General features: G+C 61.8%; 17 protein-coding genes and 3 pseudogenes. 6 read left to right on the top strand and 14 right to left on the bottom strand.

The features are described from left to right. Window positions 1-24: 24 nt before the first annotated feature. Both IB235_RS19000 and IB235_RS18995 read right to left on the bottom strand, forming a co-directional pair. Window positions 25-855 carry a DUF1194 domain-containing protein gene (locus tag IB235_RS19000; protein WP_192338046.1) on the bottom strand — a complete coding sequence of 277 codons (831 nt, stop codon included), beginning with the start codon at window positions 853-855 and terminating at the stop codon, window positions 25-27. Between the two features lie 93 nt (window positions 856-948). Next, window positions 949-1,653, bottom strand: coding sequence for an SDR family oxidoreductase (locus IB235_RS18995; protein ID WP_192338045.1), 705 nt, complete (start codon window positions 1,651-1,653; stop codon window positions 949-951). A gap of 101 nt (window positions 1,654-1,754) precedes the next feature. On the opposite strand from IB235_RS18995, the gene IB235_RS18990 reads away from it, so the two are divergent. Both IB235_RS18990 and IB235_RS18985 read left to right on the top strand, forming a co-directional pair. Further along, entirely contained in the window at window positions 1,755-2,627 is an 873-nt protein-coding gene (locus IB235_RS18990) for a LysR substrate-binding domain-containing protein (protein ID WP_192338044.1), read from the top strand. Between the two features lie 205 nt (window positions 2,628-2,832). After that, complete coding sequence (locus tag IB235_RS18985) at window positions 2,833-3,372, top strand: glyoxalase superfamily protein (RefSeq protein WP_192338043.1); 540 nt, start codon at window positions 2,833-2,835, stop codon at window positions 3,370-3,372. 93 nt (window positions 3,373-3,465) lie between these two features. On the opposite strand, the pseudogene IB235_RS18980 reads toward IB235_RS18985, so the two are convergent. Both IB235_RS18980 and IB235_RS18975 read right to left on the bottom strand, forming a co-directional pair. Continuing rightward, window positions 3,466-4,353: pseudogene (locus IB235_RS18980) on the bottom strand (TonB-dependent siderophore receptor); the annotation flags it as partial. A 123-nt stretch (window positions 4,354-4,476) separates the two neighbouring features. Continuing rightward, window positions 4,477-5,828: pseudogene (locus tag IB235_RS18975) on the bottom strand (IS3 family transposase). Between the two features lie 553 nt (window positions 5,829-6,381). Between IB235_RS18975 and IB235_RS25910 the strand changes: the two are divergent. Continuing rightward, on the top strand, window positions 6,382-6,720 hold the full coding sequence (locus IB235_RS25910) for a histidine phosphatase family protein (protein WP_370576943.1): 339 nt from the start codon (window positions 6,382-6,384) through the stop codon (window positions 6,718-6,720). Window positions 6,721-8,023: 1,303 nt separating this feature from the next. Then, window positions 8,024-8,675, top strand: a pseudogene (locus IB235_RS18965) (transposase). A gap of 332 nt (window positions 8,676-9,007) precedes the next feature. On the opposite strand, the gene IB235_RS18960 reads toward IB235_RS18965, so the two are convergent. After that, complete coding sequence (locus IB235_RS18960) at window positions 9,008-10,693, bottom strand: Na/Pi cotransporter family protein (RefSeq protein WP_192338041.1); 1,686 nt, start codon at window positions 10,691-10,693, stop codon at window positions 9,008-9,010. A gap of 216 nt (window positions 10,694-10,909) precedes the next feature. Between IB235_RS18960 and IB235_RS18955 the strand changes: the two genes are divergently transcribed. After that, a complete protein-coding gene (locus IB235_RS18955; protein ID WP_192338040.1) occupies window positions 10,910-11,923 on the top strand; it encodes a substrate-binding domain-containing protein in 1,014 nt (337 codons plus the stop codon). A gap of 3 nt (window positions 11,924-11,926) precedes the next feature. Here IB235_RS18955 and IB235_RS18950 read toward each other — a convergent pair whose 3' ends face one another. From IB235_RS18950 to IB235_RS18910, 9 genes are all read right to left on the bottom strand, one after another. Then, on the bottom strand, window positions 11,927-13,507 hold the full coding sequence (locus tag IB235_RS18950) for a metallophosphoesterase family protein (protein ID WP_192338039.1): 1,581 nt from the start codon (window positions 13,505-13,507) through the stop codon (window positions 11,927-11,929). Beyond that, complete coding sequence (locus tag IB235_RS18945; RefSeq protein WP_192338038.1) at window positions 13,504-14,133, bottom strand: dual specificity protein phosphatase; 630 nt, start codon at window positions 14,131-14,133, stop codon at window positions 13,504-13,506. The genes IB235_RS18950 and IB235_RS18945 overlap by 4 nt, the downstream gene beginning before the upstream one ends. Beyond that, window positions 14,130-14,975 carry an inositol monophosphatase family protein gene (locus tag IB235_RS18940; protein ID WP_225612476.1) on the bottom strand — a complete coding sequence of 282 codons (846 nt, stop codon included), beginning with the start codon at window positions 14,973-14,975 and terminating at the stop codon, window positions 14,130-14,132. The genes IB235_RS18945 and IB235_RS18940 overlap by 4 nt, the downstream gene beginning before the upstream one ends. A 72-nt stretch (window positions 14,976-15,047) precedes the next feature. Continuing rightward, window positions 15,048-15,890, bottom strand: a complete 843-nt coding sequence (locus IB235_RS18935; protein WP_225612475.1) for an inositol monophosphatase family protein — start codon at window positions 15,888-15,890, stop codon at window positions 15,048-15,050. A 60-nt stretch (window positions 15,891-15,950) separates the two neighbouring features. After that, entirely contained in the window at window positions 15,951-17,051 is a 1,101-nt protein-coding gene (locus IB235_RS18930) for an ABC transporter substrate-binding protein (protein WP_225612474.1), read from the bottom strand. 22 nt (window positions 17,052-17,073) lie between these two features. Further along, a complete protein-coding gene (locus IB235_RS18925) occupies window positions 17,074-18,174 on the bottom strand; it encodes an ABC transporter substrate-binding protein (RefSeq protein ID WP_225612473.1) in 1,101 nt (366 codons plus the stop codon). Between the two features lie 58 nt (window positions 18,175-18,232). Next, a complete protein-coding gene (locus IB235_RS18920) occupies window positions 18,233-19,321 on the bottom strand; it encodes an ABC transporter substrate-binding protein (protein ID WP_192338033.1) in 1,089 nt (362 codons plus the stop codon). A gap of 20 nt (window positions 19,322-19,341) precedes the next feature. Continuing rightward, a complete protein-coding gene (locus IB235_RS18915; RefSeq protein ID WP_192338032.1) occupies window positions 19,342-20,490 on the bottom strand; it encodes an ABC transporter ATP-binding protein in 1,149 nt (382 codons plus the stop codon). Further along, complete coding sequence (locus tag IB235_RS18910; RefSeq protein WP_192338031.1) at window positions 20,490-22,316, bottom strand: iron ABC transporter permease; 1,827 nt, start codon at window positions 22,314-22,316, stop codon at window positions 20,490-20,492. Before IB235_RS18910 ends, IB235_RS18915 begins: the two co-directional genes overlap by 1 nt. A 1,977-nt stretch (window positions 22,317-24,293) precedes the next feature. Between IB235_RS18910 and IB235_RS18905 the strand changes: the two genes are divergently transcribed. Beyond that, window positions 24,294-25,835 carry a carboxylesterase/lipase family protein gene (locus IB235_RS18905; protein ID WP_370576942.1) on the top strand — a complete coding sequence of 514 codons (1,542 nt, stop codon included), beginning with the start codon at window positions 24,294-24,296 and terminating at the stop codon, window positions 25,833-25,835. The last annotated feature ends 47 nt before the right edge of the window (window positions 25,836-25,882 follow it).

Here is a 25,882-nt window from a genome sequence, read left to right as displayed (position 1 = left end):
GCCGGGGGTCGCGTGATCTCGGTGTCATTCACTCCAGCTTCGTTGCCGTTCTTCCCACAGGCGCTCACCGACAAGACAATCGCTGGGTGCCGTACCAGCCACACGGACCAGCCTGTCCTGCGCCAAAGGTTGTCCGCCCGCGATTTCCAGAACCAGCTTGTGGCGCACCGCCATGGCAAATTGATCCCAGCCCGTCACGGCGATGGAAAACGCACCCATGCCGCCGATCACGCAATCGACGTAGTACCGATCCAGATCGGGAATGCTGCTCCAGCCGCCATTGTTACCGGTGCCCGTCAGCAAGGGCAGCCCATTGATCGTTATTCCGCGGATCACGGCCGCATCACGCGCTTCGGTCACGGCACGGCCCTGATTGTTGGGGCCGTCGCCGGAAACATCAATGACATGGCGCAGACCGGAAAATCCGTTGCCGTCGAAAAGTTCGGACGAAAAATCGATCGCCCCCGAAATCGAGGTCCGCGACACCGGCCCGGACGCCCCTGTCTCGATGAGGTCGGCGAAAGCACTGGCCGCCTCGGCGCTGTCGATCAGCATCCAGGGGATAGCGACGTTCTGCGACTGCGCGCCGGCCCATTCGACATAGGTCACCGCAATCCGTTTCATGTCCCCGAACAGGATCGCCTTCTGGATCTCGGCACTGCGGAAGGCTGACGCATAGCCCCGGCGCTGGATCATCTGCTCGGACGGGTCGATCGAACGAGAGATGTCCACGGCCAGCACAAGTTCCACCCCAACGCCAAGATCGGTTGTGGCCGATTGGCCAAGTGCCGGGCTGGTCAGCCCGACCACCGCAAGAAGCGATGTTGCAAGGCAACTAAGCGGGACAGGTTCCATGCCACCAGCCTGCCAGAACACCGGCAAAGGCCAAATCACATTTCCGAACGGCGGGTGATCCGGTCCACGCGAACGCCTTCGGGTACTCGAGGATCACACCGAACGGATCAGACCGCCATCCACGCGGATGCTCTGACCGGTGATGTAGCCCGCACCCTCGGACAGAAGAAAGGCGATGGTGTCTGCAATTTCTTCGGCGCTGCCATATCGCCCCATGGGCACGCTGTCGCGCCTTGCATCCGTCGCGGGCAGGCTGTCGATCCAGCCGGGCAGGACGTTGTTGATACGGATGCCTTTCGCGGCATATTCATCCGCGAAAATCTTGGTGAAGGTGCCAAGACTTGCCCGAAACGCAGCCGAGGTCGGAAACATCAAGCTGGGCTGCGTAACCCAGGCGGTCGAGATATTGACGATCGCCCCGCCGCCCTGCGCCTCCATGATCGGGGTAACAAGGCGGATCGGGCGCACGGCGCTCAGGAAATAGACCTCCATCCCCTTATGCCAATCCACGTCCGATATCTCGAGCAGCGGCGCGCGCGGGCCGTGACCGGCAGAGTTGACCAAGGCGTCGATCCGGCCCCATTTTTCGACGGTTAGATCGACCAGCCGCTTTACATCGGCATTCACAAGGTTTGAGCCAGTGACACCGATACCGCCCAGTTCGCGGGCCAGCGCCTCGCCCTTTCCCGACGAGGACAGGATGGCGACCCGATAGCCATCCTGCGCCAATTTGCGCGCGGCGGATGCGCCCATGCCGGACCCGCCGGCGGTGATGATTGCGACCTTTTGGGTGGACATGACAGGCTCCTGTTATCGATTCCGGTCAGAATGACAGATCACGCCTGATCTTTCGCGCCAGAAGGAAACCTGCCAGACTGTAGAAAAATTATCGGTTCCTCATGCCTTCGCGTTCTGGTCTGCCGCCGCTGAATGCCCTGCGCGCCTTTGATGTTGCGGGCCGCAAGCTGAATTTCCGCGCCGCCGCCGACGAGTTGGGCGTCACGCAGGGTGCCGTCGCACAGCAGGTCCGTTTGCTGGAAAAGCACCTTGGCGTTCCCCTGTTCCACCGTCTGCCGCGCGGTGTCGCGTTGACCGCACATGGGGCCACCTATCTGGCCGAAGTGAACCGAGCCTTCGGCATCCTGACCGAGGCGACCGGGCAGCTTGCCGCGCGCTCTGAAGCCGTCACCATCAGCGTCACCCCGACCTTTGCAACGAAGCTTCTGATTCCGCGGCTGGCGGACCTTGCCAGATCCCTGCCCGGGATCGAGCCGCGCATCATCGCGACCGAGGCGCTTTCGGATTTCGACCGCGACCGGGTCGACCTCGCCGTACGCCTGACCCGCCCACCCTTTCCGGCCGGTCTGGAGGCGCGGCTGCTGTTCCAGCAGGAACTGATTGCGGTCGCAAGCCCGCAACTGGTTGGCACCACGCCCCTGCCCCTCTCCCCCGATCACCTGCGCGGCCTGCCGCTGCTGCACGATGCCCAGAACTTCTGGCCGCTTTTCTTTGGTACCACCGGCAGCCTGCCTGGGACCGTGTTCAACCAGACGACACTGGCCCTCGACGCCGCCATGGCAGGTCAGGGCATCGCCCTTGCCTGTCGCGCATTTGCACAGGCCGACCTCAATTCCGGCAGGCTGGTGCAGGTCACCGTGCGGGTGCTAGCCACCGAGCCAAGCTATTTCCTTGTCCGCAAGCGCAGCACGTCATCGAAAAATGCCGCCGAAGCAGTGTGGAGCTGGTGCGCCGATCATCTGGCGTTTCCATAGCGACCGTCAAAGTGCAGTGCGTAAGTCATCGGCAGCATGCTTGACGCCTCCGCGATGGTTTGATCCTGTGGCAGCGGGTTCATGCTGCCTGCCGCTCGCGCCGTTTTCGGTCTGGCGAAAGCATCACGGACGATATTCCGCTATCCCCGTCCAGTGTTCTTCGGCAATGCGAGCACCGATCCGTCACACTGGCAGGAGATGGTGAATGACCAATACGGAGCAGGCCAAGGCCATGGCGCGCCAATTGCGCGCCGCACTCGCATGCGAAGGGACCGAGGTTTCCCATTCGCGGGCGCTGGAACTCGTGTCCAAAGCGATGGGATACGCGGACTGGAACACGGCGGCTGGGGCTTTCGGGCGCGAGGACAGGACAACCGATGGTTTCCGGTTCAAGACCTGCAGCCCGATCCTGCGGATATTCGACGAAAGCAAGGCGCGCGAGTTCTACTGTGATTTCCTTGGCTTCGGGGTTGTCTTTGAGCATCGCTTCGCGCCCGACATGCCGCTTTACATGGGGATCGAGCGGGCGGGGCTTAGCCTGCATCTGTCCGAGCATCACGGCGATGCCAGCCCCGGCTCGAACATCTTCGTGACGACCGCCAATATCCGCGAGTTTCATCGCGAACTGACCGAGAAGCAGTATTCCTACGGTCGGCCGGGGCTTGAGCAGCTGCCATGGGGGCTGCAGCTACAGGTCCATGACCCATTCGGAAACCGCATCCGCTTCTGCGAGCAGGACGATTAGGCGGCACCGACAGCGCCGCCCGCTCCTGCATCTTCTTACAAGCATGTCTTCCTGCCGGGCCTTGATCCAAGGTCCGGCAGGTCTGGCAGGGCGTCAGAAACGCGCGCGCAGGGTCAGTTCGGCACTACGCTCATCACCATAGACGACGGTGTCGTAGAAGCCGGTGGTGGCGAAATACTTCTTGTTCAGGATGTTGTTCACCGTCAGCGACAGCTCGGTCTTCTCGGTCACTTCATAAGCGGCGGTGAAATAAAAGACCGCATAGGAGCCCTGATGAACGTTCGGCTGCTCGACCTCGGAGGCAAAGTCTATGCTGTCCGTGCCGCTTGCCAGCGCATCGCGCCGCCCAGCGTCAGCTTGCCCTCCAGAACGCCAGCCAGCCGGTAGTCGGTGGCAAGCTTCAGGGTATGGCGGGCTGGTCGGCGTAAAGCTCGTGACCGTTGTTATCCTTGGAAAGGCGGAAGTATAGCCCGCCGAGACGTTCCAGCGATCATTGAGCGCGTCAGCGGTCTCACGCTCGAAGCCGCGGGTCTCGTTGCCGCCGATGCTGCGGTTCTGGACCGGGTCCCAGTCCAAATATTCAGCCACGTCCTTCTGGTTGGTCTGGAAGATCGCCGCCGAGGTATACATCACATCGTCCAGCAGCCCGGCCTTGACGCCCAGCTCATAGTTGTAGCCATAGGTCGGGTCGAGATAATTGCCGTCGGCATCCTGCACCAGCTGCGGCTTGTAGATGCTGGTCCAGCTGCCATAGGCGGTCCAGGTCGGGTCGATGTCATAGGTGAAGCCAAGATATGGCGTCATCTCGCCGGAATACTTGCATTCGAAGGTCGGTGCGCCGGCGCTGGTCTCCTTGCCCTCCCGCCAGTTGATCCGCGTGCCCGCGAGGATGGCCAGCGCGTCGCTCGCGCGGAACTGCACCGTGCCGTACAGCGCGTATTGCGTGGCATCGCTGGTCCATTCGTTCGTCGCCTTCTCCGAGAAGCGCGGACGCGGATAGCTGCCGTCCCAGTCAAAGACATTGCCGACCGGTGTCCGTCATCGAATGATTTGGAACAGGCGGCCTGGTTTTGGACGAGAGAGTTCTGGCGCACCGGTTTCTGATTATGCCGCCTGACGCTGATGGTTCAAGCGGCGGTTCTGGATGGTCGCTTTTCTGATCTTCTCCCTTTCTGCCAGGATTTTGGAGCCGCGCCCGAAATAGACATCTGCCGGGGTCAAGTTGCCGAGGCTCTCGTGATAGCGGTGGTTGTTGTAATACTCGACAAAGGCGGCGATCGCCTCTTCGAGCTGACCCGGAAGGTAATAGTTCTTCAGCAGGATCCGGTTCTTCAGGGTTTGGTGCCAGCGCTCGATCTTGCCCTGGGTCTGAGGATGTCCGGGCGCGCCATGGACCTGTTCGACGCCCCTTTCTTCAAGCCAGTCGGCCAGATCCCCCGCGATATAGGCCCCGCCGTTGTCCGAGCAGGCGCAGCTTATGACGGGGCACGGCACTGTTGCCCGACGCATCCAGTGCCTTGCCTACGGTGCTGGTCACATCGGCCACCTTCATGTCGGTGCAGAGCTTCCAACTGACGATGTAGCGGGAATAGTCGTCGAGAATGGTCGAGAGATAGAACCAGCCCCAACCAATGACCTTGAGATAGGTGAAGTCGGTCTGCCACATCTGGTTCGGCGCCGTGGTCTTGTCTCTGAACTCCTCGCCAGCCTTGATCATGATATGGGCCGGGTGATCAGGTCATGCGATTTCAGGAACCGATACACGGAAGCTTCTGACACGAAATAGCTTTTGGTATCAGTGAACTGCACGGCCAACTCTCTGGGCGACAGTTCCGGTTCATCCAAGGCCATCTCGATGATCTGGCCACGCATCTCATCGGGGATGCGGTTCCAGACCCGGCTCGGTCGGCTCGGTCGGCTCGGCCGGTCCTCAAGCCCTTCAGGACCACCTGTCATGTATCGATCATACCAGCGGTAGAAGGTGGTAGGTGCGATCCCCAGCTTTGTCAGGGTGCGCCGCACCGAAAGGTGCGAGCCTTCGACCAAGCGAATGATCTCGAGCTTTTCAGAGGCGGGATATCTCATGCGTCGTCGCCCCCAGCCCCGCTCATGCTTTTTTTTAGCAATCGGTTATCAAGAGTGAGATCCGCGACGACCTCTTTCAGGGCTGCGGCCTCGGCACGAAGATCCTTTACTTCGGCACTGTTGGCTTGGCGGGCGGTGTCGCCCGCCAGACGCCTCTTCCCAGCCTCAAGGAACTCCTTCGACCAGCTGAAATAGACGCTCTGGGCGATTCCCTCTCGCCGACATAGTTCGGCAATGCTGTCCTCGCCGCGCAAGCCGGCCAGGGCGATCCGGATCTTTTCCTCGGCCGAATGAACCTTTCTTGTCGCGCGGCGGATATCTCTTACCGCACGATCGGCAGCAGCTTTCTGATCAACGGGTGTCTTGCTCATCTTCGCTCCTTGAAAGCTACGATGAGCCAGAAACCCTCCCGTCATCAATCAACCAAATCTGTCCCATAGGCCCTGACGCCGGACACTCCGATTCACGCTACAGCGTAGACCGCACGGTCGCTTCCGCCCGTTGCAACTCGGCTGCTGCTGCCCGCATGTCGCTCTGAGCAGGTCTGGATTGTTCTATTCCGGTGACTGGTCCGAGCAGTCGGGGTGTTTCGCCTTCACAATACGCCCCCAGCAGCCGGTACGGCGCTGCTTGACGCCTCCTACCAGCTCGCCGCGACCCCCACACATTGCACTTGACCGAGAGCTTAACGCCCTGCCCGGCGGTGTTTAGGCGCTGCTCCCCACGCCTCCTTCTGACCGAGCCGGTGAGCCGGTGCTGCATCTGCTGCCTCGCGGCGGCTTCAGCCTTGACGAGGCCTGCCGCATCGCTTGCGCGACCATGCTGGAGTTGGGAGGTTAAGGAACGATGCCTGGCTGGCGGGCCTTCTTGACCGACCTTTAGATCTTAGGGCCCGCTTCCTGATCCGCGGGCACGCCGAACGCCATGCCGGGATGGTCTGACATGGCGTGCAAATACTACCAGACCAGCGCGCAATACTCACCCTACCTTGGCGCGCAAAGGATGGTACCGTTGTTCTGCGCCCCCCAAGGATTACCTGCTTCAGCCCAATCTTGGGGCAGAGGTTGTCCTAGGCGGAAGAATGTTCCTCTGACCCCGGTTCGTCGTTTCTGCCTGATCCGTCACGGTTGGACCGATGCGAACCGTGACGGCTGGTTCTCGGCTTTCACCGAGACGCAGTTGACCGATGTGGGTCGAAACTCAGCGCGCAGATCGGCGCATTTGCCATGGCCGACCTCGCTGCGTCTTTTCGTCATCCCATAAGACCGCGCTTTGGAAACCACCCGCTTGGCATTTCCTGAGCACGCGCGGACCATCGTGACCGGTCTGCGCAAACGGCACTGGGGGCGATTTCGAGAATAATCTGAACACCGAACTGCCACATCGGGACGGCACCCTGTCCAATGGCAAAGGCTGGCATACCTTTTTGTCCTGCTACGGCACCGCCCTGAGCATGTGTCTTTCGAACCCCGAAAAGGCAATGCCGATCATCATCTGCCATTCCGGTCTTATCCGTTCCGCGCCCATTTTTATGCCGTTCGTTTGGGGGCCTTGTTCATGGCGCAGAAAAACACTGGATGGCCTTTCACGAGGCGATGGCCGAAGCGCCGTCAATATCGTCTATCATCCAGCCTAAGCGGTTGCCTTCTGGTGCGGCGTCGGCCTGACCGCCTGCAATGCGCATCGGGAGGCTTTTGAGGCCAAGTCTGTTGGCCGCTTGCGCAGAGCATGCACGCCAGGTCTATGATATCCCTAAGATTTCTGGATTTGACCTGCACATGCCTTGAAGAATGAGGGGGTAAGCTGGCCTTATTTGTGGGCTTCAGCATCCGTACGGTCAGTGGTTCGACCTATGTAGTCGATAAAGTAAAGGGATTCCGTTGTCCTGCTCATTGCTTCCTCTGTCATCCAGTCTGGAAGCGAGCGGGATACGAGGAAAATAGACACGCTCAGGTTAATGATGATGAGCCACTTCATATCCCAGACCTCTTTAATAAAAATGCAACAAATTTAAGTTGGTGTATGGAAAATTATCCTCACACCCTGAAGGTGTATTTTGGGTCATGTTTCGGATGAGTGCGTCTGCCAGCGTGGCGTGAGTTCCGGCCTATGAGCTACCCCCAATAGCCCCGCATCATGAGCTTGTTCACGGGGCTCAGGATCAACTGATTTTAGTCGGCTGGCGTGATTTAGGCTCCGCAAGGAGATCGTCGTTGAGCGTGCCTTTCTGACTAACATGCAGATGACGCATCGGAGCCGCTCCTTCCCATGCGCAATGGCGGTCCCGCATCGATGACCGGCACGTGTTGAGCGGGATAGGAACACTGACGGTCGTCGCGATCTGGATGAACGCGTTTCCCGTGTTGCGCCGCATCGAACTGCTTGATGGGGCGTGACCTGCGGCCCCATCCGCGCCCCGTCAAGCGGAACCGGACATAACGTCGCCAAGAAGCTGGTCGTCATCCACCACGGACGGACCGAATAGCTGGGGGTCCGTCCGTCCCTATCCGCAGGAGGCAGCTATGGCATGCTAGGTCCTGCGACACGCTCATGGGGAGGACGGTCTATGAAGGATGTTGTGATCGGTATGGACTTGGCGAAACGCGTTTCCCAGGTTCACGGTGCCAGAAAATCTGGAGAACTCCTCTTTCGAAAGAAGCTTGCGCGAGAACAGTTTCGTGGATTTATGTCGGGCCTTCAGCCCTGTCTCGTGGTCTTCGAAGCTTGCGGCAGCTCTAGCTACTGAGTGCGCGAGGTTGAAGCGATGGGGCATGAGGCTCGCCTCATAGCACTCAATACGTTCAGTCGTTTGTGAAACGGCAGAAAAATGATGCTGCCGATGCCGAAGCGATTGTAAGCGCCGCCCGCCAGCCGGCGATGCGCTTCGTGTCACCGAAGAGCGAGGAGTAGCAAGCCCGTGCTGCGATCTTCCGGAGCCGGCCGAGCGATCCTCTACGAATATGGCGTTATTTTCCTGATCGGCATTGGACTTGTGCCGCGCCAATACTCGTCAGGCGGCAAGGAGCGGTTTGGGCGCGTCTCGAAGGCGGGACAGACAGATATCCGAAGACTTTTGATCATCGGCGCTAAGGCGAGGGTGATCGGGCGCGGCGTGAGGAACGTTGCCCACGACAATTGGTTGGGGCGAACCATGCATCGCAAGCCCAAGATGCTCGCGGCGATCGCTCTGGCCAAACAAAATGACCCGCCAAATCTGAGCGATGCTTACGAACAACGAAGATTATCGAGATCCGGTCAAGGTGATGGTCGTGTAGATGTTATGCCCCGCCGCTGAAGGCCAGTAAGACGGGAGCGAGAAGACGCTGACTATATGGAAAATGATCGAACAGATCAGGATAGGGAAAGCCAGCTAGGGGCTACGAGCCTTCAGCTCGCTGAAAAGATTTGGACCCGATCACGCCGATCCCCATATCGGCCCGCGGCCTTCAGACATGCCGCCAAAAAGGCCTGACAGAAGACCGCTCTCGATCTTGACCAGAAGTCAAAATCCTCTTGCTTCGGGGACGGCAACCACGGAGGACAGTAAGGATCACGCATTTCCCGCAGGGCCATCAATACGCGCTTTGAGAATGGCGTCACTTTTCAACCGACTTTCCTCCAGCATCCCTAGTCCTTCGAGGATGGGATAGGCGACCGAGGCGATATGGGCGTTCACGCGCTTCAGGTCGCGCAGGATATCCAGATGGATGGTGCTGGTCTCCAACGTCTCGGCCCGGCCAATGCGCATCCGCTGCAGATGGTGCTCGGCGGATTCGGCCTCGATCCGGCGGCTTTCGACTTTTCGCGCCACCAGACGCCGGGCCAGCGTCGCATCGCGCGACAGGAAAATCGCCTGCGCCATGCGCAGATTTTCTTGGGTATGCTGGAAGAAAGCCGCGATCTCGGCCTGACCCTCGGTCGAGAAGGCCAGTTTCTTGCGCGCCTTCTTCACCGCGATCTCGGCAAGGCCACCTTCGACGATATCGCCTATATGCTCCAGATTGATGGCATAGGACACGATCTCACCGGCGCGACGGGCATCATCCTCGTCCAGCGCGCCACGACACAGGCGGGCGACATACAGCTTGATCGCTTCATGCTGCTGATCGACCTGCTCCTCCAGCCGGGCGATGTCGGTGAAGGGGGCTTCATCGGAATCGCGCAACGACATGACGGTGCGCTCCAGCATTTCACCGACCAGATCGCCGACGCGCAGTGTTTCACGCGCGGCCTGGGCCAAGGCCATTTCCGGCATCGACAGCAGGCTGTCATCCAGATGACTGCGGGATGCCGGAGTGCCTGAGGGTGCGGGCGTCAGCCGTTCAGCCAGACGCGAGATCGGCGTCAGCAGCGGCAGGAAAACGATCAGCAGCGCCAGATTGAAGGCGACATGCGCCCCGACCACGAAATGATCGGGTTGGGTCAGGATTTGGCCCAGTCCCCGCGCAATCGGACCTGCCAGAACCAGCACGGCCAATGCGCCGATCGCGCGGACCAGAAGATTTGCCAAGGTCAACCGCTGCGCTGCCACGCCTTCCGCGCGGACGGCCAGCCAAGGCGGCACGGCGCCGCCCAGATTGGCCCCGGCTACCAGCCACAATGCCAGTTCCGGCCCGACGACTCCGGCCCCGGCCAGCAGCATGACCAGCACGACCACCGCCAGACTGGACGAGCCCAGAATGGCCAGCCCCGCCGCGATTAGCAGGGCGAAGACCGGGGCATTGCCAAGGCCGGACAAAATGGCGACGGTGGTTTGCGATCCGCGCAGCGGCTCGGTCACCGCGCCCAGCAGTTGCAGGGCCAGCAGCATGAATCCCAGCCCCAGCACCGCGCGGCCCATGTTCCTGTTGCGGTTCGAGCGCGTGGTATTTTGGACCAGTACCCCCAGAAAGATCGCCGCACTCGCCATCCAATGCAGATCGGCGGACAGGATCAGGGTCACGATCGCCGTGCCCAGATTGGCCCCCAGCATCATCGCCTGCGCCATCCGCGGCCGCAGAATATCGCGGGCCGTGAATGAGGCGATGATGACCGCCGTCGCCGTGCTGGATTGCAGGCCAAGCGTGGCCACGAACCCCCAAAAGGCGGCGGCCGTCCGGTTGCCCGCGCCGCGCGCCAGCCATTGCCGCAAGACCACGCCATAAGCGCGCAGCACCCCGGTCTTGATCAGGCGCAGACCCCATAGCAGCAGCGCCGCAGCGCCCAGAAGGTCGATCAGCTGGATGGTAGAATGCACGATGCCGCTCTCCTCTCCGACGGCGGTCGGATCAGGTTACAGTGCATCTATCTGCACAGCAGTGCAATATCTTTGCACAAATGGCACCTGAACTGCGTCGAACCTGACGGCATGACTTGCAATTCGGCCAAGTTTCCTGAACAAAGGAGGAAAGCAGGATACTGACCTCGCGTGCGAGATTGGACCCATATCGTGCAGTCCCGGCATGAGGTAGCGGTGGCCAAGTCGAAGCTTAAACCCCGGAAGGCCTCGGTCAGCGCCAGCAGGGTGGCGGAAGTTGCGGGGGTTTCCCGCTCGGCGGTGTCGCGCACCTTTACCGATGGGGCCAGCGTCTCGCCCGAGACGCGTGCCAAGGTGCTCGCCGCTGCGGAAAAGCTGGGCTACCACGTCAACCATCTGGCGCGCGGGCTGATCCATCACCGCTCGGGGATCGTCTGCCTGATCGTGGCCGAGATGCAGACCCCGTTCCAAGCCAGCTTTGTCGAGGCCGCGACCCGCCGCCTGCAGGATAAGGGCAAGGTGGTGATGGTGCTGAATACCGCCGGTCAGCCTGCGAATGTCGAGGCCGCCTTGCGCCAGACGCTGAATTACCGGGCCGAGGCGACGGTTGTGGTGTCAGGTGCGCCGCCGCTATCCTTGGTCGAAACCTGCATCGAGAACGGGCAGCGGGTCATCCTGATCAACCGCGACGACGCGATTGAAGGCCCGCAATTCCTGATGATCGAGAACGAAGCCGCCGCGACCGAGGCCTGTTTCATGCTGCGCCGTGCCGGATGCACGCGGCTGGCCGTGGTCAGCTCGACCGCCGGAACGCCCAGCATTGTCGCCCGCGAAACCGCCTTCGTGGCCGCGGCAAAAAGCGCCGGGATCGAGGTCGCGGTCAGCCGCGCCGGCCCGACGGGCTATGCCTCGGGTGCGGAAAGCGCGCGGCAGTTGCTGGCCGGATCGAACCGACCGGACGGGGTGTTCTGCGTCACCGATCTGCTGGCGCTTGGCTTTCTGGACGCGACCCGGATCGAGTTTCGACTGCGCGTCCCCGAGGATATCTGCGTCATCGGCTTTGACGACATCTCGGCGGCGTCCTGGCTGGGCTATGACCTGACCACCTTCCGCCAGCCCATCGCCGAAATCGCCGATTACATCGCCGAAATGCTGGATGAGGACGAGGGCGGCCCGGCCAAAGTCCGCTTCCCGGTTCATGTCGTCTGGCGCAAGACCGTCCGGCCCTGAGGATCAGCTGCCCCTGACCGACAGGTCGCGCAGATCCAAGGTGAAATCACCATTCGGCAGCCTGCCCAGATAGCCGCGCAGAATCCGCAGCAGCGCCAAGAAGCGGCCCGCAAGGCTGTCCTTGCCCCCCTGCGGAAGCCTGTCGCAAAGCCGCTGATAGAAATCCAGCCGCTCGGGTGCGACATAGCCTTCGGCCAGCGCCCCGGCTTTTCGCAGGCGATACCAATCCTCGACCAGCTGCCACATGGTCAGATCCGGGGCATCGGTCAGCGTCACGCCCAGCAGTGCCAGAAGGTCGTCGATGCGGGCGCTGTCGACAAATTCTGCCATATCCGCGGGCCATTCGCGCGGGACGTAGCGGCCACGGACCAGCTCGACCAGATGGTGGTCCAGAAACGCGCCATGATCCGCAGCATCCATCGCGGGCCCGATTGAGGTCCCGGCCTCAGCCCGATAGGCGGCGAATGCCAGATCATGGCCGGGCACTTGCGCCAGCGGCAGGCTGCGGATCGCCACAAGGTCACCGTCCAGATCGACGATCTTCATCGCCGGGCAGAAACCGACCGGAGAGGGGACCGCGATATTGAACAGCCCCCCGCCCACATGGGGGTGAAAAGCCGTGTCATTCACATGCAGATGGCCCGAGAAATGAAGCGGCACGCCAGTCGCGGCAACCGCCTCGGCCACCACTGACGGCGGGGTGCGGCGGGCCAATCCGGTCGCGCCGAAGACCCGCAGCTCATCAGTGCCGGTGCCCGCCAGCACGTCAAGCACCGGATAATGCGAGAACGCCACCAACTGTTTGCCACCGGCCTTGGCCCGCGCCGCCACATCGCGCATCCATGGCAACAGATGTGCCCGGTGACGCAAAACCGCTGGCCAACCACCATCGGTCGCATCGTGAAATTCGGCGGGGTCGGTGAAGTCCTGCGCATCGTCGCGCGGCACGCTGACATTGCTGTCAATGGACAGGACCCAAAGCCCCTCGACCGGCTCAACCAGATACGAGGCGTCGATCATCGGACAAGTCGTGCCACCATCCGGGCTGGGCACAGGATAGGTTCGCGCCGCGAAATCGGGGTCTGTGCCGAAGGGGCTTTCCCAATGCAGATCGTCCGGCTCGGGCCGATAGCCCAGATGCTGCATCCGACGCAAAGCCGCATCCATGCCCAGCGTCGCCGCCTCGTAGCAAGTGCTGCTGCATAGGGTTTGCGGCGTGCCCTCGGCGGTCAGAAAGGTCTTTTTCTGCGGCCGTCCGTGCAAGGCGAAAAAGTCGTGATTGCCGGGCGTTGCCAGAACCCGCAGCCCATGCCGATCCCGGTATTCGCCGATCAGCGCCACAGCGGCCGCGATATTCGGTGCCTGCCCATCATCGGTCAGATCGCCGACCAGCAGCACCAGCTTGGCCCCTTCCGCCACCGCGTGGTCCAGCGCCGCGCGAAAGGCCGGAATGCTTTCATTGAACACCCGCGTCGAGGCCAGCGTATCGCCAAAGCTGCGGATCGCCGCATCAAGGCCGGACCCCGCAGGCCGCCAGCCGCAGTCATGGACATGCGGATCGGCGATCACGGCAATGCGGATCACGCGGCGGCCTCGTCTCCGGCCCGCGCGGCCTCGATCAGATGGACCCAGCGTGCCGTGCGCTCGGCGGCGGCGATCAGCATGGGTTTCGGCGTTTCATGCCATTCGTCGGGGTGCAGCTCGCGCTTAACGCGGACATGGTCGATGGCCGATGACAGGGTCGGGAATTCCTTGGGCAAATGCAGATGCAGGAACAGCGCCACCAGAATGACCGAACGCGAGCGTCCGGCCCGGCAATTCACCAAGACATTGCCACGGTCGCGCAGCGGGTAGCTGGGCTTGTCCGGCATCACCTGATCCAGCGCGCCGCGCAGCTGATAGTAACCGGCCAGCATCATCGTATCGGGATTGCCCGGCCCGTCGACGATGCCCAGCTTGTAATAGCGGATCAGCGCCGGGCCATAATCGACCCGGCTGTCATGCGAGACCTCATCGGGGACCGGGACATAGTTGAAATCAAGGTTCACCGCGCAGTTCAGCACCGTGCTGATGCCATTGGTGCGCAGCAGGGCCACATCCGAGGCCCCCTCGCGCCCGCCGACATACAGGTCAATCCCGTAGCCGGGCAGGTTTTCATAGACGGGGCTGATCAACGGGCGGTCGTGATGCCGTGTGGGTTTGTCGGTCATGCGGTCCTCAACAATCCTTCTTCGTCTTGCACAAGCAGGTCTGGTCCGGCCAGCAGCGCAATCCCGGTTGATCGCGACAGCAGCTGCGCCACATGCGGATTGGCTGCCAGAACCGGCGCGCCCTCGGTCAGCCCGCCCAGCGACAGGAAGGGGCCGGTGACCCCGCCCGCCTCGCGCACCAGCAGCAGCCCGGCAAGGCAATCCCATGAATTCATGTGCAATTCCGCATAACCGTCGCTGCGGCCATCGGCGACATAGGCCAGGCCAAGCGCGCCGCAGGCCCCCCGCCGCACATTGCTGCCCGCCTCGAACAGGGTGGAAACGGCGGTGATATAATCCAGCGTCGGGCGGCGGTTCGACCATCCCATTTCAAATGAGGTCGCCGTCACATCCGCCGTTGCCGACACATGGATCGGCTTGCCGTTCATCCGCGCGCCCCGGTCCTTGCGGGCCAGATAGACCTCATCGAGGATCGGGTTCACGATCGCGCCCAGCTGCACCTCGCTATTCGCCACGAAGGCGATCGAGATGCAGAAATGCGGGATGACGCGGGCGAAATTCGCAGTGCCGTCGATGGGATCGACCACCCAAGCCTGGCTGCCGGGACGACCGCCGGTTTCCTCGCCCAGAAACCCGTCTTCGGGGAAGGTCTCGGCGATGCGGGCGCGGATATGCGCCTCGACCATGCCATCGGTCTCGGTCAGGTAATCCTGTGGGCCCTTCATGCCGACGGGCTGCCCGACCTGCCGCGAAAAGCCGTCCTTGGCCAGCAGCGCTGCCGATTTCAGCAGCTCAAGCAGAAAGGCTTCGCGGCGGTCGATGGCTTCGGTGTCAAGTGTCATGCATTCGCCCTTTTCTGACATCGTCTTCGCTGGATTTGCACAGCAGTGCAACCCTATTTGCGCCATGTCTGTTCAGTCCTGCATGGCCATGGGCCGGGTGGTGGCCCGATGCCCCGAGATCTCGGTCGCGATGGACTTCAGTGTCGGATAATCGGCCCCGCCGCGAAGGGCCAGATAGCCGGGATGGTCATAGGCCGGGGCATCGTCGCGGCATTTTCCCATCGAGAACGGCAGGTAGCGTCCGCCAGCCCGTTGAACGATCAGGATGCCCGCCGTGACATCCCAAGGATTGGCACCAAAGCCTGCCGCCGCATCGACCCAGCCGGCAGCGACATGGGCCAGCGACAATGCCGCGCTGCCGGGGCGGCGCAGGGTGGCGACGGTCTGGACCATGCGCCCGAAGCGCTGCAAGGACAGATCAGTCCCATCCAGCCGGAAATCGCGGGTCACCGGATAGCCGCAGATCAGGGTGGCATTTTCCTCGGCCGGGGCATCCATGCTTCGCAGCGGCTTGCCGTTCAGCCAAGCCCCGGCGCTGGAGGCGGTGAACAGGTTGTCGGCGACCGGATCATAGATCGCGCCCGCGACCACCTTGCCATCGACCACCGCCCCGACCGAGATGCACCAGAAGGCAATGCCGCTGACGAAATTCGAAGTGCCGTCGATCGGATCGACGAACCATTTCACCTCACCATCGCCGGTGGTGCCGCCTTCCTCGCCCATGAAGGTGGAATCGGGGACCGCGCGAAAAATGCTGTCGCGGATCATCGCCTCGGCGCGGCGGTCATGGATGGTCACCGGATCATGGCGGTCCACCTTGAAATCCACTTCGATCCGGCCTCGGAAAGCCGCAAGCAGATCGGGTGCCGCAAGGCGACTGGCCGAGATGGCAGCCTGCAGGATATGGTCGTTCATCATCTGCCCATTGTTTGGATCTGGGGGCCGGGACCGTCCCGGCCCGCCGGTCAATTGTGGTTAACGCGTGTGGTGGACGCGCCAGAAATCCTGCCAATCCTGCCGGCTGTCCCAATCCTCCATCCCGGTCTTGGCATCATAGGGGAACAGATCGGCCAGATGCTGGGCCAGCCCCGAGGGCTCGTCCTGCGGCAGGGCGATTTTGGCGCTGGTCGGCATCTTGCCGTCCATCATCTGCGGCATGATCCCTTCCTCGGTCAGCACGTAATGGATGAACAGCTTGGCCGCATTCGGACTGTCGGTCCCCGAAGCGATCAGCCCCAGCTTGCTATAGGACCAGCCGACCCACGGGTTCATGCCGGTGCAAAGCCCCAGCCGATAGCCCTTGTCGGCATTGTCGCGAAACTTGGCCGAACTCAGCAGGCCTATGAACGGCTCGGGCTGGCCGGGGGCGCCGACGGCCTCGGAAACGCGGTCGTCGCCATCGGCCATCAGCGGCGCATTGGCCCCCATCGCCCCCAGCCAAGCTGCCGCCGCCGAGGGCTGGTCGCTGACCAGCGCCTTGCCATATTGCGCCTGATAGGCCGCCTTTAGCGCATCTTCGCCATGCAGCGCCATCTGGTTGAACCAGTCGGTATAGGTGCCCTTGGTCAGCGGATCGATCAGCACGACCTTGCCCTTCCATTCCGGCTCGGTCAGCTGCCAGATATTGGTGATCGGGCATTTGTCGTATTTTTCGGTGTTATAGGCCCAGACATTGGCATTGGTCGAAATCGCCAGCGGGCTGCGATAGGATTCCGGGATGTCGGGTTCCAGGTCAGCGGGCACCCAGCTGTGCAGGACATTGGTCGGCAAAAGCTGGGCGATGGCGGCGGGTGTGTCGGTCAGCAGCGCCACATCGCCCTGAATATTGCCGGCCTGCGCCTCTCGGATCAGCATTTCCAGCTGGCTGTTGGCGCTGACCTTCTGGCCGGTCGCCTTCAACCCGTATTTCGCGCTGAAGGCTTCGGCCATGTCGACGATCTTGCCGGTGCTGTCATAGATGGTGATCGGCGGCTCAGACTTCGCCGCCGTGATCAAGGCGTTCAGGTCGAACGGCTCGGCCAAGGCGGGGCTGGTGACCAAAAGCAGCGACAGGGCGGATAACTGCAGTTTTTTCATGAACATGTCCCCAAGGCATCGGTCAGCGCACATAGTTCAGCCGCCAGAAATCCTGCCAATCCTGCCGGGTGTCCCAATCCTGCAAACCCGAGGACGGGATATAGGCCAGCACTTCGTCCATATGCGCGCCAATGCCCGAGGGTTCGTTCTGCGGCAGGCCGACGGTGCGGTTCGACGAGACCTTGCCATCCTCGGCCTGCGGCGCGATCCCCTCGGCGGTCATGGCGTAATGGATGAACAGCTTGGCGGCATTCGGGCTGTCCGTGCCTTTCACGATCACCGCGACAGTGGCATTCGAAAAGCCGATGATCGGATCGACGCCATGGCACAGGCCCAGCGTGAAGCCAGCTCCGGCATTGTCGCGGAACTTCGCGGCCGAGACCAGGCCGACAAAGGGCTGGGTCTGGCCCGGTGCTGCCACCGCCTCGGCGGCGGCGCTGTCGGAATCGGTCAGCAGCGGACCGTTCTTGGCCAAGGCGGCGACGAAGGCTTCGGTCGCGCTGGGGAATTCCTTGCCCAGCGGCTTGCCATATTGCTTTTCATAGGCGGCGGCGATTTTTTCGTCGGCATGGCTGCGCATCTGGTTGAACCAGTCGGTATAAGACGGCTTGCCCAGCGGGTCCTGCATCGCGACCTTGCCCTTCCATTCCGGCTCGGTCAGTTGCCAGATATTGGTGATCGGGCAGGTCTTTGACAGCGTGGTGTTGAAGGTCAGGACGTTCGGGCTGGACACCACCAGCAGCGGATCGCGTGCCTCGGCGGCGATGTCATTGGCCAGATCCGGCGGCACCCAGCTTTCGGCGAAACCGCCGGGCAAAAGCTGACCGATGGTCGCCGGTACATCCGAGATGAAGGACACATCGGTCTGCACATTGCCGGCCTGCACCTCGCGGATGATGGTCTCCAGCTGGGCGGTGGCCTTGGTCTTGGTGCCCGTCGCCTGCAACCCGTATTTGGCCGCGAAACCCTCGGCCATGTCGGTGATCTTGCCGGTCGAGTCGTAAACCGTCAGCGGCGGTTCGGATTTCGCCGCCTCGATCAGCGCGTTCAGATCGAAATCTTCGGCATGTACCGCGCCCAGCCCCATCGTCAGTGCCAGAGCCGAAATCAGGTATGTCTTCATCATTCCCCTCCCTCGTTTGAACGGATCCGCGCCCTCCTCGACGACGGGTCCGTTGGTGTCAGCGCTTCAATTCGGTCATCCACAGATCCTGCCAATCCTGCCTGCGCCCCAGATCCGAGGGCGAGGCCGCGGTGTTCCAGACCATCAGTTGCTGCAGATGGGCAGCTATGCCCGAGGCTTCCTCGGCGGGCAGGCCGATGCGGGGATCGGCGGGCAATTTGCCATCGACGCTTTGCGACGCGATGCCTTCTTCGGTCAGCAGGTAATGCAGGAAAAGCTTTGCGGTATTCGGTGCAGGCGTCGCCTTGGCGATCACCCCAAGGCCCGGATACAGCCAGCCGGCAAAGGGCTGCATGCCCCCGCAAATCGCCAGCTTGTAGCCCTTGTCATGATTGTCGCGGAACTTGGCCGTGGACAGCATGCCGAAGAACGGCTTTTCCTGCCCCGGCGCGCCGATCGCATCCGACACGCCCGAGCTGTCGGCAACCAAGGGGCCGTTCGCGGCAAAGGCCTTGACCCAAGCTTCGGTGGCACTGCCCCCCTCAAACGGCTTGCCGAAATGCGCCGCATAGGCCGCCGCCATTTCCGCGTCGTGATGCTCGGCCAGCTGATTGAACCAATCGGCATAAGCGGGCTTTTCCAGCGGGTCCATCATCGCCACGCGCCGGTTCCATTCGGGTTCGGTCAGCTGCCAGATATTGGTGACCGGGCAGGTCTCGCCCAGTTCGGCATTATAGGCCCAGACATGGGGATCGCTGACCACAACCAGCGGATCACGCGCGTCGGGGGCAAGATGCGGCGCGATATCCGCAGGCACCCAGCTTTCCACCACCCCCTTCGCGATCAGATCGGTGACGATCACCGCCGCATCCGAGGCCAGCGAGACCGAGCCCGTCACATTGCCCGCCTGATTTTCGCGGATCAGCAGATCAACCTGCCCGGCCTCATTCACCTTCTTGCCGGTCAGGTTCAGCCCGTATTTCGCGTTGAACGCCGCCGCCGTATCCACGATCTTGCCGGTCACCGCATAGGCCGTGGTCGGCGGCTCGGCCTTGGCGGCAGCGATCAAGGCGTCCAGATCAAGATCCTGGGCCTGAACGGCCGAGGCCATGCCCAGAACCAAGGCGAACCCGCTGATAAATTTCATCTTCTTCTCCATTCAAGATGTCAGGCCTTGCGGACGATCTGGACGCCGCCTTCGGCGCGGGCCAAGGCCTCATCCGCGCCCGCTAGGCGCTGACCGCCGGCATCGAAGGCATGGATCGCGGTCGGTCGGGCATATAGCCAGACCGCCTCGCCACCGGTCAGGGTCGGACAGCTGGTCGTGGTCAGAAAGATCACGCGCCCTTCGACATTCAGCTCAATGATCCAGCTTCCGCCGGTGGGCAGGATGCCGGTCACGGTGGCAGGATGGGCGAAACTGCCCGCCGGAACGCCCGCCTCAGTGGATGCCAGCTGCAGCGCCTCGGGCCGCAGCCCGACCGAGCCGACGCGTGCCGCATCGCCCAGACGCGGGCGCAGCCAATCCTGCGCGGCGCGGTCCAAAGCGTGACCCTTGCCCATCTCGATGACGTTGATCGGCGGGCTGCCGACGAATTCCGCGACGAAACGGTTCGCCGGGCGTTCGTAGATGTCATTCGGAGAGCCGATCTGCTGCAAGCTGCCCTCATTCATCACCGCAATCGAGGTGGCCAGCGTCATCGCCTCCCATTGGTCATGGGTGACGAAGATGATGGTGGTGTGGAACTCGGCATGGATGCGTTTCAGCTCGGCCCGCATTTCCAGCCGCAGCCGGGCGTCAAGGTTTGACAGCGGCTCGTCCAGCAGCAGCACGCCGGGATTGACCGCCAGCATCCGGGCTAGCGCCACCCGCTGCTGCTGTCCGCCTGACAGCTGGCTGGGATAGCGACCGCGATATTTCTCGATCCCCAGCGCCGCCATGACCTTGGCCACCCGTGCCTCGCGTTCGGGCTTGGGAAGTTTGCGCAGGCGCAGGCCGAAGTCGATATTGCGCTCGATGGTCAGATGCGGCCACAGGGCATAGGACTGAAAGACCAGCCCCATGCCGCGCTTTTCCGGGCCGACGAACTTGCCCTTCGCGGGGCTGTCGATCACCTGATCGCCGACGCGGATCTCGCCATCGGTCAGGTTTTCCAGCCCGGCGATCATGCGCAGGGTCGTCGTCTTGCCGCAGCCGGACGGGCCAAGCAGGCACATGAATTCGCCATTGCCGATATGCAGGTTCAGATCGCTGACGGCGTTGGGTCCGCTGCCACCATAGGATTTCTGCACATTGCTGAGAATGATGTCGGGCATCAGCTTCCAAGTCCTTCAGCAAGATTGGTGCGGGTCAGCTTTTGCGCCAGCAGCGTTCCGCCGTAGGCAATGCCCGCAATGATCAGCACCACCGCATTCGCGGCTTGGGTGTAGTTGTAATCGACCAGACGCAGCGAGAAGGTGGTCAGCACATCGGTCGCTGGCACCGCAAGGATGACGAAAAGCGACAGGCCCTTGATCCCCGAGATGAAGGGCAGCAGCACCCCGGTGACCAGCGACCCTTTCTGGATCGGGATCACCACCGAGGTCATGCGGCGCAACCATCCCGCGCCGACGACCTGGGCTGCTTCCTCGGGGTCCTTGCCCAGCTGCATCATCGCCGAGATCCCGGCGCGCGACGCATAGGGCATCTGATCGGCCATCAAAGCCAAGATCAGGATCATCGTCGTGCCGTAAAGCGCCGGAACCGGCCCCCGCGCCACCGCGAAAAGCGACAGATAGGCGGCGGCAAAGGCGATGCCTGGGACCAGATAGGGCATGAAGGTGACTTGTCGCATAAAGACCGACAGCGGTCGTGAAGACGTGCGCACCACGACATAGCCGGTCAGGATGCCCAGCACCCCCGAACAGACCGAGGCGATGCCGACGATCCAGATCGTGTTCCACGCCGCCTGCCACAGATCCGGGCTGAGCAGGATGCCGGTGCGCATGGCGACGGTCGGCAGGTCCTGCCCGATCCAGAAATCCAGCGTGAAATTCGACAGGGCAAAGCTGCCGGGCCGCCGCATCACCGTCGACAGGGCCAGCGTCAGGATCGGCAGGCAGACGCTGATCACAAAGATCGTGCTGGCAAAGCCGGTGGCGGGCAGGCGCAGGCGGTTCAGCCGTGAGGCACGGTTCATCGACCCCTTTGATCCGACAGTGACAAAGCGCCGGGCCTCGCGTGCCAGATAGGCATCGACCAGAATGGCGATCATGCCGATCAGCATGATGGCCCCGGCCAGCACCCCGGCAACGCCGGTCTGCCGCGACCCGATCGATCGGTAAAGCGAGGTCGCCAGCACATCGAATTTCACCGGCAGACCCAGAACATAGGGCACGCCGAACTCGCCTAGGCATTTTGCAAAGATCAGCACCACCGCCGACATCAGGGCAGGGCGCATCAGCGGCAGGATCACCTGCCACGCTACGGTCCGGCTGGAGGCGCCAAGGATGCGGGCCGAATCCTCAAGCTGGCTGTCAAAGCGCCGCAGCGCCGAGCCGAACAGCAGGATCACGAATGGGGTGTAATGCAGCGCCAGAATGATGGTGATCGGAAACTGCCCATAGGCCAGCCAATCGGGCGGCGAGAAACCCATGCTCTCCAGCCAGCCGGGCTGCCCGCCGATGGTGCGGTTCTTGAACAGCGTGGTCCAGGCCAGAGCAAAGGTCCATGCCGGCAGCATATAGGGCACGATCAGCGCGGTGGCGAACCAGCGCCGCCCGAACATGTCGGTCCGCGCAATCAGCCAAGCCAGAATGCCCCCCACCACGACCGAGATCGCAATGGCCCCGAACCCGACTTTCAGCGTGTTCAGCAAGGGCAGCCAGAACAGACCATAGGCCACCGGCGAGGTGAAGGCGCGGCGCAGATAGTAAAGGGTGAAGCTGCCCAACCCGGCCCCGGTCCGCCGCTCATCTCCGAACTGGACGCTGGCGGCATCCGTCAGGATCGACAGGATCGGCACCACGATCAGATACAGAAACAGCGCCGCCATCAGGATGCCGATCAGGGTGGTCGGCTCGCGCAGCATCAGCCGCAGCCTGTAGCGCAACCGGGCGCGCCCGGATACGGGGCCGGTTATGTCCTGATCAGCCAAGGCCATAGCCGGACCTCAGCAGCGCATGTGTCAAGGCGACACCAATTGCAATGGCTTGCAAGGTCACTCTCCTCCCAGATGTTTTGCGGTCCCTCGCGGGTCCGCCGCCGGTCGCGATCCCCCTCGCCACCGTCTCTCCCTGCCTTTAGGATTCCCTGACAGAGGGAGGCTGTCAACACAAAATGCACAGGTGTGCATAAATGAGAGGTAGGTACCCGCAGCGATGGCGATTTGCGTTCGCCCCTGTGGCGAGTAGCGATGACTTGGTCGATCTGAGCTAGGGAAAGTAAGTTTCCGGCGTAAAACCAGCTGGCCGCACCTAAGCAATCCATCTTTTGCGATGCCGCGACCGCATGGCCACCCAGTTCCGGATGACGAATATCTACTGGCAAGGCGCTGATTGTAGCAGATCCATGCACACAAGTGCAGACCTCTGGACGCCCGTACGATGTTGCGGTCCGCCAATTTTCTGCTCCGGCGCATAGCTTGGGTTTGTCACAAATTGGCCTGCGCAACGCGCATAGGTAACATGTCCGTGGACCATCAATGGTGACTCATCGTACCGGCGCGGCAAACGGCGGTTTTGTCCGCACTACCCCCGGCCATCATGTTCACCGTGGCGGATGGGAAGGACGGGCAGCTGAACCTGCCGCCGAAATTCGTCCGCGTCGCAGCGAATGCTGTTGCCGCAAGTCGCCACCCAATGGCTTCGAGCATGCGACCGATACCAAAGCAAACTGACTGCGTCGCAGCAATCGCCGCGAACCTGATCAAGTTGCCAGCAGTTCGAGGCGCAGCGGCGGCGACAGATGGATCACCTGTCGGTCGTTGCCTGACGGAACTAGCTGGATCATGAGCTGATCTATCGCGAGCAATGCAGTCTGCGTCCGAAGGCTGCTGGCAATTTTGACGTTACCGTCGTGGAGCTGAAGCGCCTCAGCTGCGGACTTGATCGCGCGGTTTTGGAACCGGATCAGATGGAAGCGGACGGATTGCCCGACTGGATGCGGGGATCGAAGCAGCCAGCCGTGGTTCGAAGTTATTCTAGGCGTTTGCAAATAATGCCGTGCATTGGACCCATCACCTCGATGGCACCGCCGATTGTTGCTCTTCCTATGGAAAAATCCGCCGAGGACGAGGCTTCTCGGCATGACTGAGCCTCATTCCGCGGCGGCGTTCCTGCGGCGGCAAGTAGCGATTCAGCCGCAAGAGCGCGTCAGGCCAGCGAGACATCCGGCGTCCGCTTATCGTCGGCGCGATGGCCGTGATCTCGGAGACCAAGATCCGACCGCCGACCGAGAACACCTGACTGGCGAGGATCCTCGCCAGCAAGCCCAGAGGGCTGGCGGCCATGATCTTGAAGGACAGAAGTTTCCAGGAGGTCCGCTATCGGCACCCTGAGGGTACCAATGCGGTGACCTCGGAAATACGTGAGAAGCTGAAGTTTGTATGAAATGTTATATGGTGAGCCTTAACTTTGAGCTGATGGTTTGACCACAACCCGCGGGTCTCGTACCGGCCAAGGGCGAAGCGTCCCGAGAAAAGGTCCTACACATGGACGCATTCGATAGTACCCGCCGTATGATACCGGCTGCGGCGATAGCCCGCCAAAAGATGTGACCGCCACCGAGGACGGCATCGGCGTGTTCGCACGATTGACAGAGCCACAAGTCGGGGTTTCCGGATTTTCCATGCCGATCTGGCATAACTGAAACTCAATACCTGACTATTCTGTGACGACTTCCGAGTGCGTTACTCTTTTGCACGGCGCTCTCATCGTTGGGCTTGGGATGAAGGTTTACCCAGAGCGACCTCCATTATTCTTAACTCGGCGGCTCGTTCGCAATCAGCCCGCCTTGCAGCCTTTATCGTTCATCTGACTTTCAACTCGGGAGGAGAATGAAAGTGAATTCCGGCATAATTTCTTTAGCGTTGGGATTGGCCGTACTTGCTGGCCAACCTGTTCTTGCACAGGACAGCTTCGTGGCATCCGCAGGCCAGGCTGTGGTCAAGGTCGCGCAAGGTGAGCTTCAAGGTGCCATCGAAAATGGGATCTATTCCTACCGTGGCGTGCCTTACGCCAAGGCCGAACGCTTCATGGCGCCACAACCCCCAGACAATTGGGACGGCGTGCGTCTGGCGATGAATTATGGAGAAATCTGCCCGATCCCCGCAATGGATAAGGTCGCGACGGATGAGCAGTTCAATCCGCATCGCTACTTTCCGCAAAGCGAAAAATGCCAGTTCCTGAACGTCTGGAGTCCGGGCATCAACGACGATGCCAAGCGTCCTGTACTCGTCTTCCTTCATGGAGGCGGATTCACCAACGGCTCTTCGATCGAGGGTGCATCCTACGAGGGTGCCAATATGGCGCGACTTGGCGATATGGTGGTGGTTACTCTGAACCATCGCCTGAATGTCTTGGGTGCGCTTGACCTTTCGGCCTTTGGCGACAGCTATGCCGCTTCGGCCAATACCGGCATGCGGGACATCGTGGCGGCGCTGCAATGGGTACAGTCCAACATCTCGGCTTTCGGGGGCGACCCCGATAACGTGACGATCATGGGTCAGTCCGGAGGGGGCGGCAAGGTGCGCTTCCTGATGGGCGCACCGGATGCGAAGGACCTGTTCGACAAGGCAATCGTGATGAGCGGCGCGGGCAATATCGCCGCCCTTCCCCGCGAAGTGGCCAGCGCTGTCGGTGAAAAGACAATCGTCAATCTGGGCCTTACCCCCGAGACGATCTCGAAAGTCGCTGAAGTCCCCTATGAGGATCTGCTTGCAGCGGGAAATCTTGCCATCAAACAGATCAACGAATCCGGGTTGGCGACGGGGGTGAACTGGCGCCCCAATGTCGATGGCAGCTTCATGCCCGCCGATCCCGTCAGCGAGGGTTGGGCCAAATATGCAGCCGACAAGCCGCTGATGGTCGGCAATGTCATGGACGAATCCAGCACGATCATCCGCAACGACAATAGCAGTCTGTTCGCGGATAACTGGACCAAGTGGCCCGACGACAAGACGATGGCCAAGCTGACCGAGCTTTATGGCGACAGGGCCTCACCCGCTGCCGAGGCGTGGAAGCGCGCCTATCCCAAGGAACCCTTGTCCCGGCTGGCCTTCTTCACGCCGGCCCAGCGGGCCTCCTCGCTGAAGGCTGCGGAAGTGAAAGCGGCAAGCGGCAGCGCCCCGGTCTACAATTACCTTGTCACGTGGGATTCACCTGTTCTCGACGGGATCGCCGGTACTTGGCATGTCGCCGACGTGCCGCTTGCCATGTATACGGTCGATCTGGTGCCGCAGGCCTTTGGCGGCGGCATGGATGCCCGAGCGATGTCCTATGACGTGTCGCGCGCCTTCATCAACTTCGCGCGGTCCGGCAATCCCAACCACGCCGGTCTGCCTGAATGGCCTGCCTATACTGCGGAAAACGGTGCGACCATGCTGTTCGACAATTACAGCACGGTCGGATTGCAGCATGACAAAGGCCTGCTGGAAATCCTGACCGCCTCGACAGGCGGCTAATCCCGGCATCCGGGCGGAGTGACATTGCACTTCGCCCGACTCATTCA

Source organism: Paracoccus sp. PAR01, assembly GCF_014851995.1.
Lineage (GTDB): Bacteria > Pseudomonadota > Alphaproteobacteria > Rhodobacterales > Rhodobacteraceae > Paracoccus > Paracoccus litorisediminis.
The sequence above is the reverse complement of the archived record's forward strand: the minus strand, read 5'-3'. Positions and strand labels throughout refer to the sequence as shown.

Bases quoted from the DNA above. Each gene is read 5' to 3' on its own strand.
- IB235_RS25910 (WP_370576943.1), top strand. From the start codon at position 6,382: ATGCCGGGATGGTCTGACATGGCGTGCAAATACTACCAGACCAGCGCG.
- IB235_RS18935 (WP_225612475.1), bottom strand. From the start codon at position 15,890: ATGAACGACCATATCCTGCAGGCTGCCATCTCGGCCAGTCGCCTTGCG.
- IB235_RS18920 (WP_192338033.1), bottom strand. From the start codon at position 19,321: ATGAAATTTATCAGCGGGTTCGCCTTGGTTCTGGGCATGGCCTCGGCC.
- IB235_RS18925 (WP_225612473.1), bottom strand. From the start codon at position 18,174: ATGAAGACATACCTGATTTCGGCTCTGGCACTGACGATGGGGCTGGGC.
- IB235_RS18910 (WP_192338031.1), bottom strand. From the start codon at position 22,316: ATGGCCTTGGCTGATCAGGACATAACCGGCCCCGTATCCGGGCGCGCC.
- IB235_RS19000 (WP_192338046.1), bottom strand. From the start codon at position 855: ATGGAACCTGTCCCGCTTAGTTGCCTTGCAACATCGCTTCTTGCGGTG.
- IB235_RS18945 (WP_192338038.1), bottom strand. From the start codon at position 14,133: ATGACCGACAAACCCACACGGCATCACGACCGCCCGTTGATCAGCCCC.
- IB235_RS18940 (WP_225612476.1), bottom strand. From the start codon at position 14,975: ATGACACTTGACACCGAAGCCATCGACCGCCGCGAAGCCTTTCTGCTT.
- IB235_RS18915 (WP_192338032.1), bottom strand. From the start codon at position 20,490: ATGCCCGACATCATTCTCAGCAATGTGCAGAAATCCTATGGTGGCAGC.
- IB235_RS18930 (WP_225612474.1), bottom strand. From the start codon at position 17,051: ATGAAAAAACTGCAGTTATCCGCCCTGTCGCTGCTTTTGGTCACCAGC.
- IB235_RS18990 (WP_192338044.1), top strand. From the start codon at position 1,755: ATGCCTTCGCGTTCTGGTCTGCCGCCGCTGAATGCCCTGCGCGCCTTT.
- IB235_RS18995 (WP_192338045.1), bottom strand. From the start codon at position 1,653: ATGTCCACCCAAAAGGTCGCAATCATCACCGCCGGCGGGTCCGGCATG.
- IB235_RS18985 (WP_192338043.1), top strand. From the start codon at position 2,833: ATGACCAATACGGAGCAGGCCAAGGCCATGGCGCGCCAATTGCGCGCC.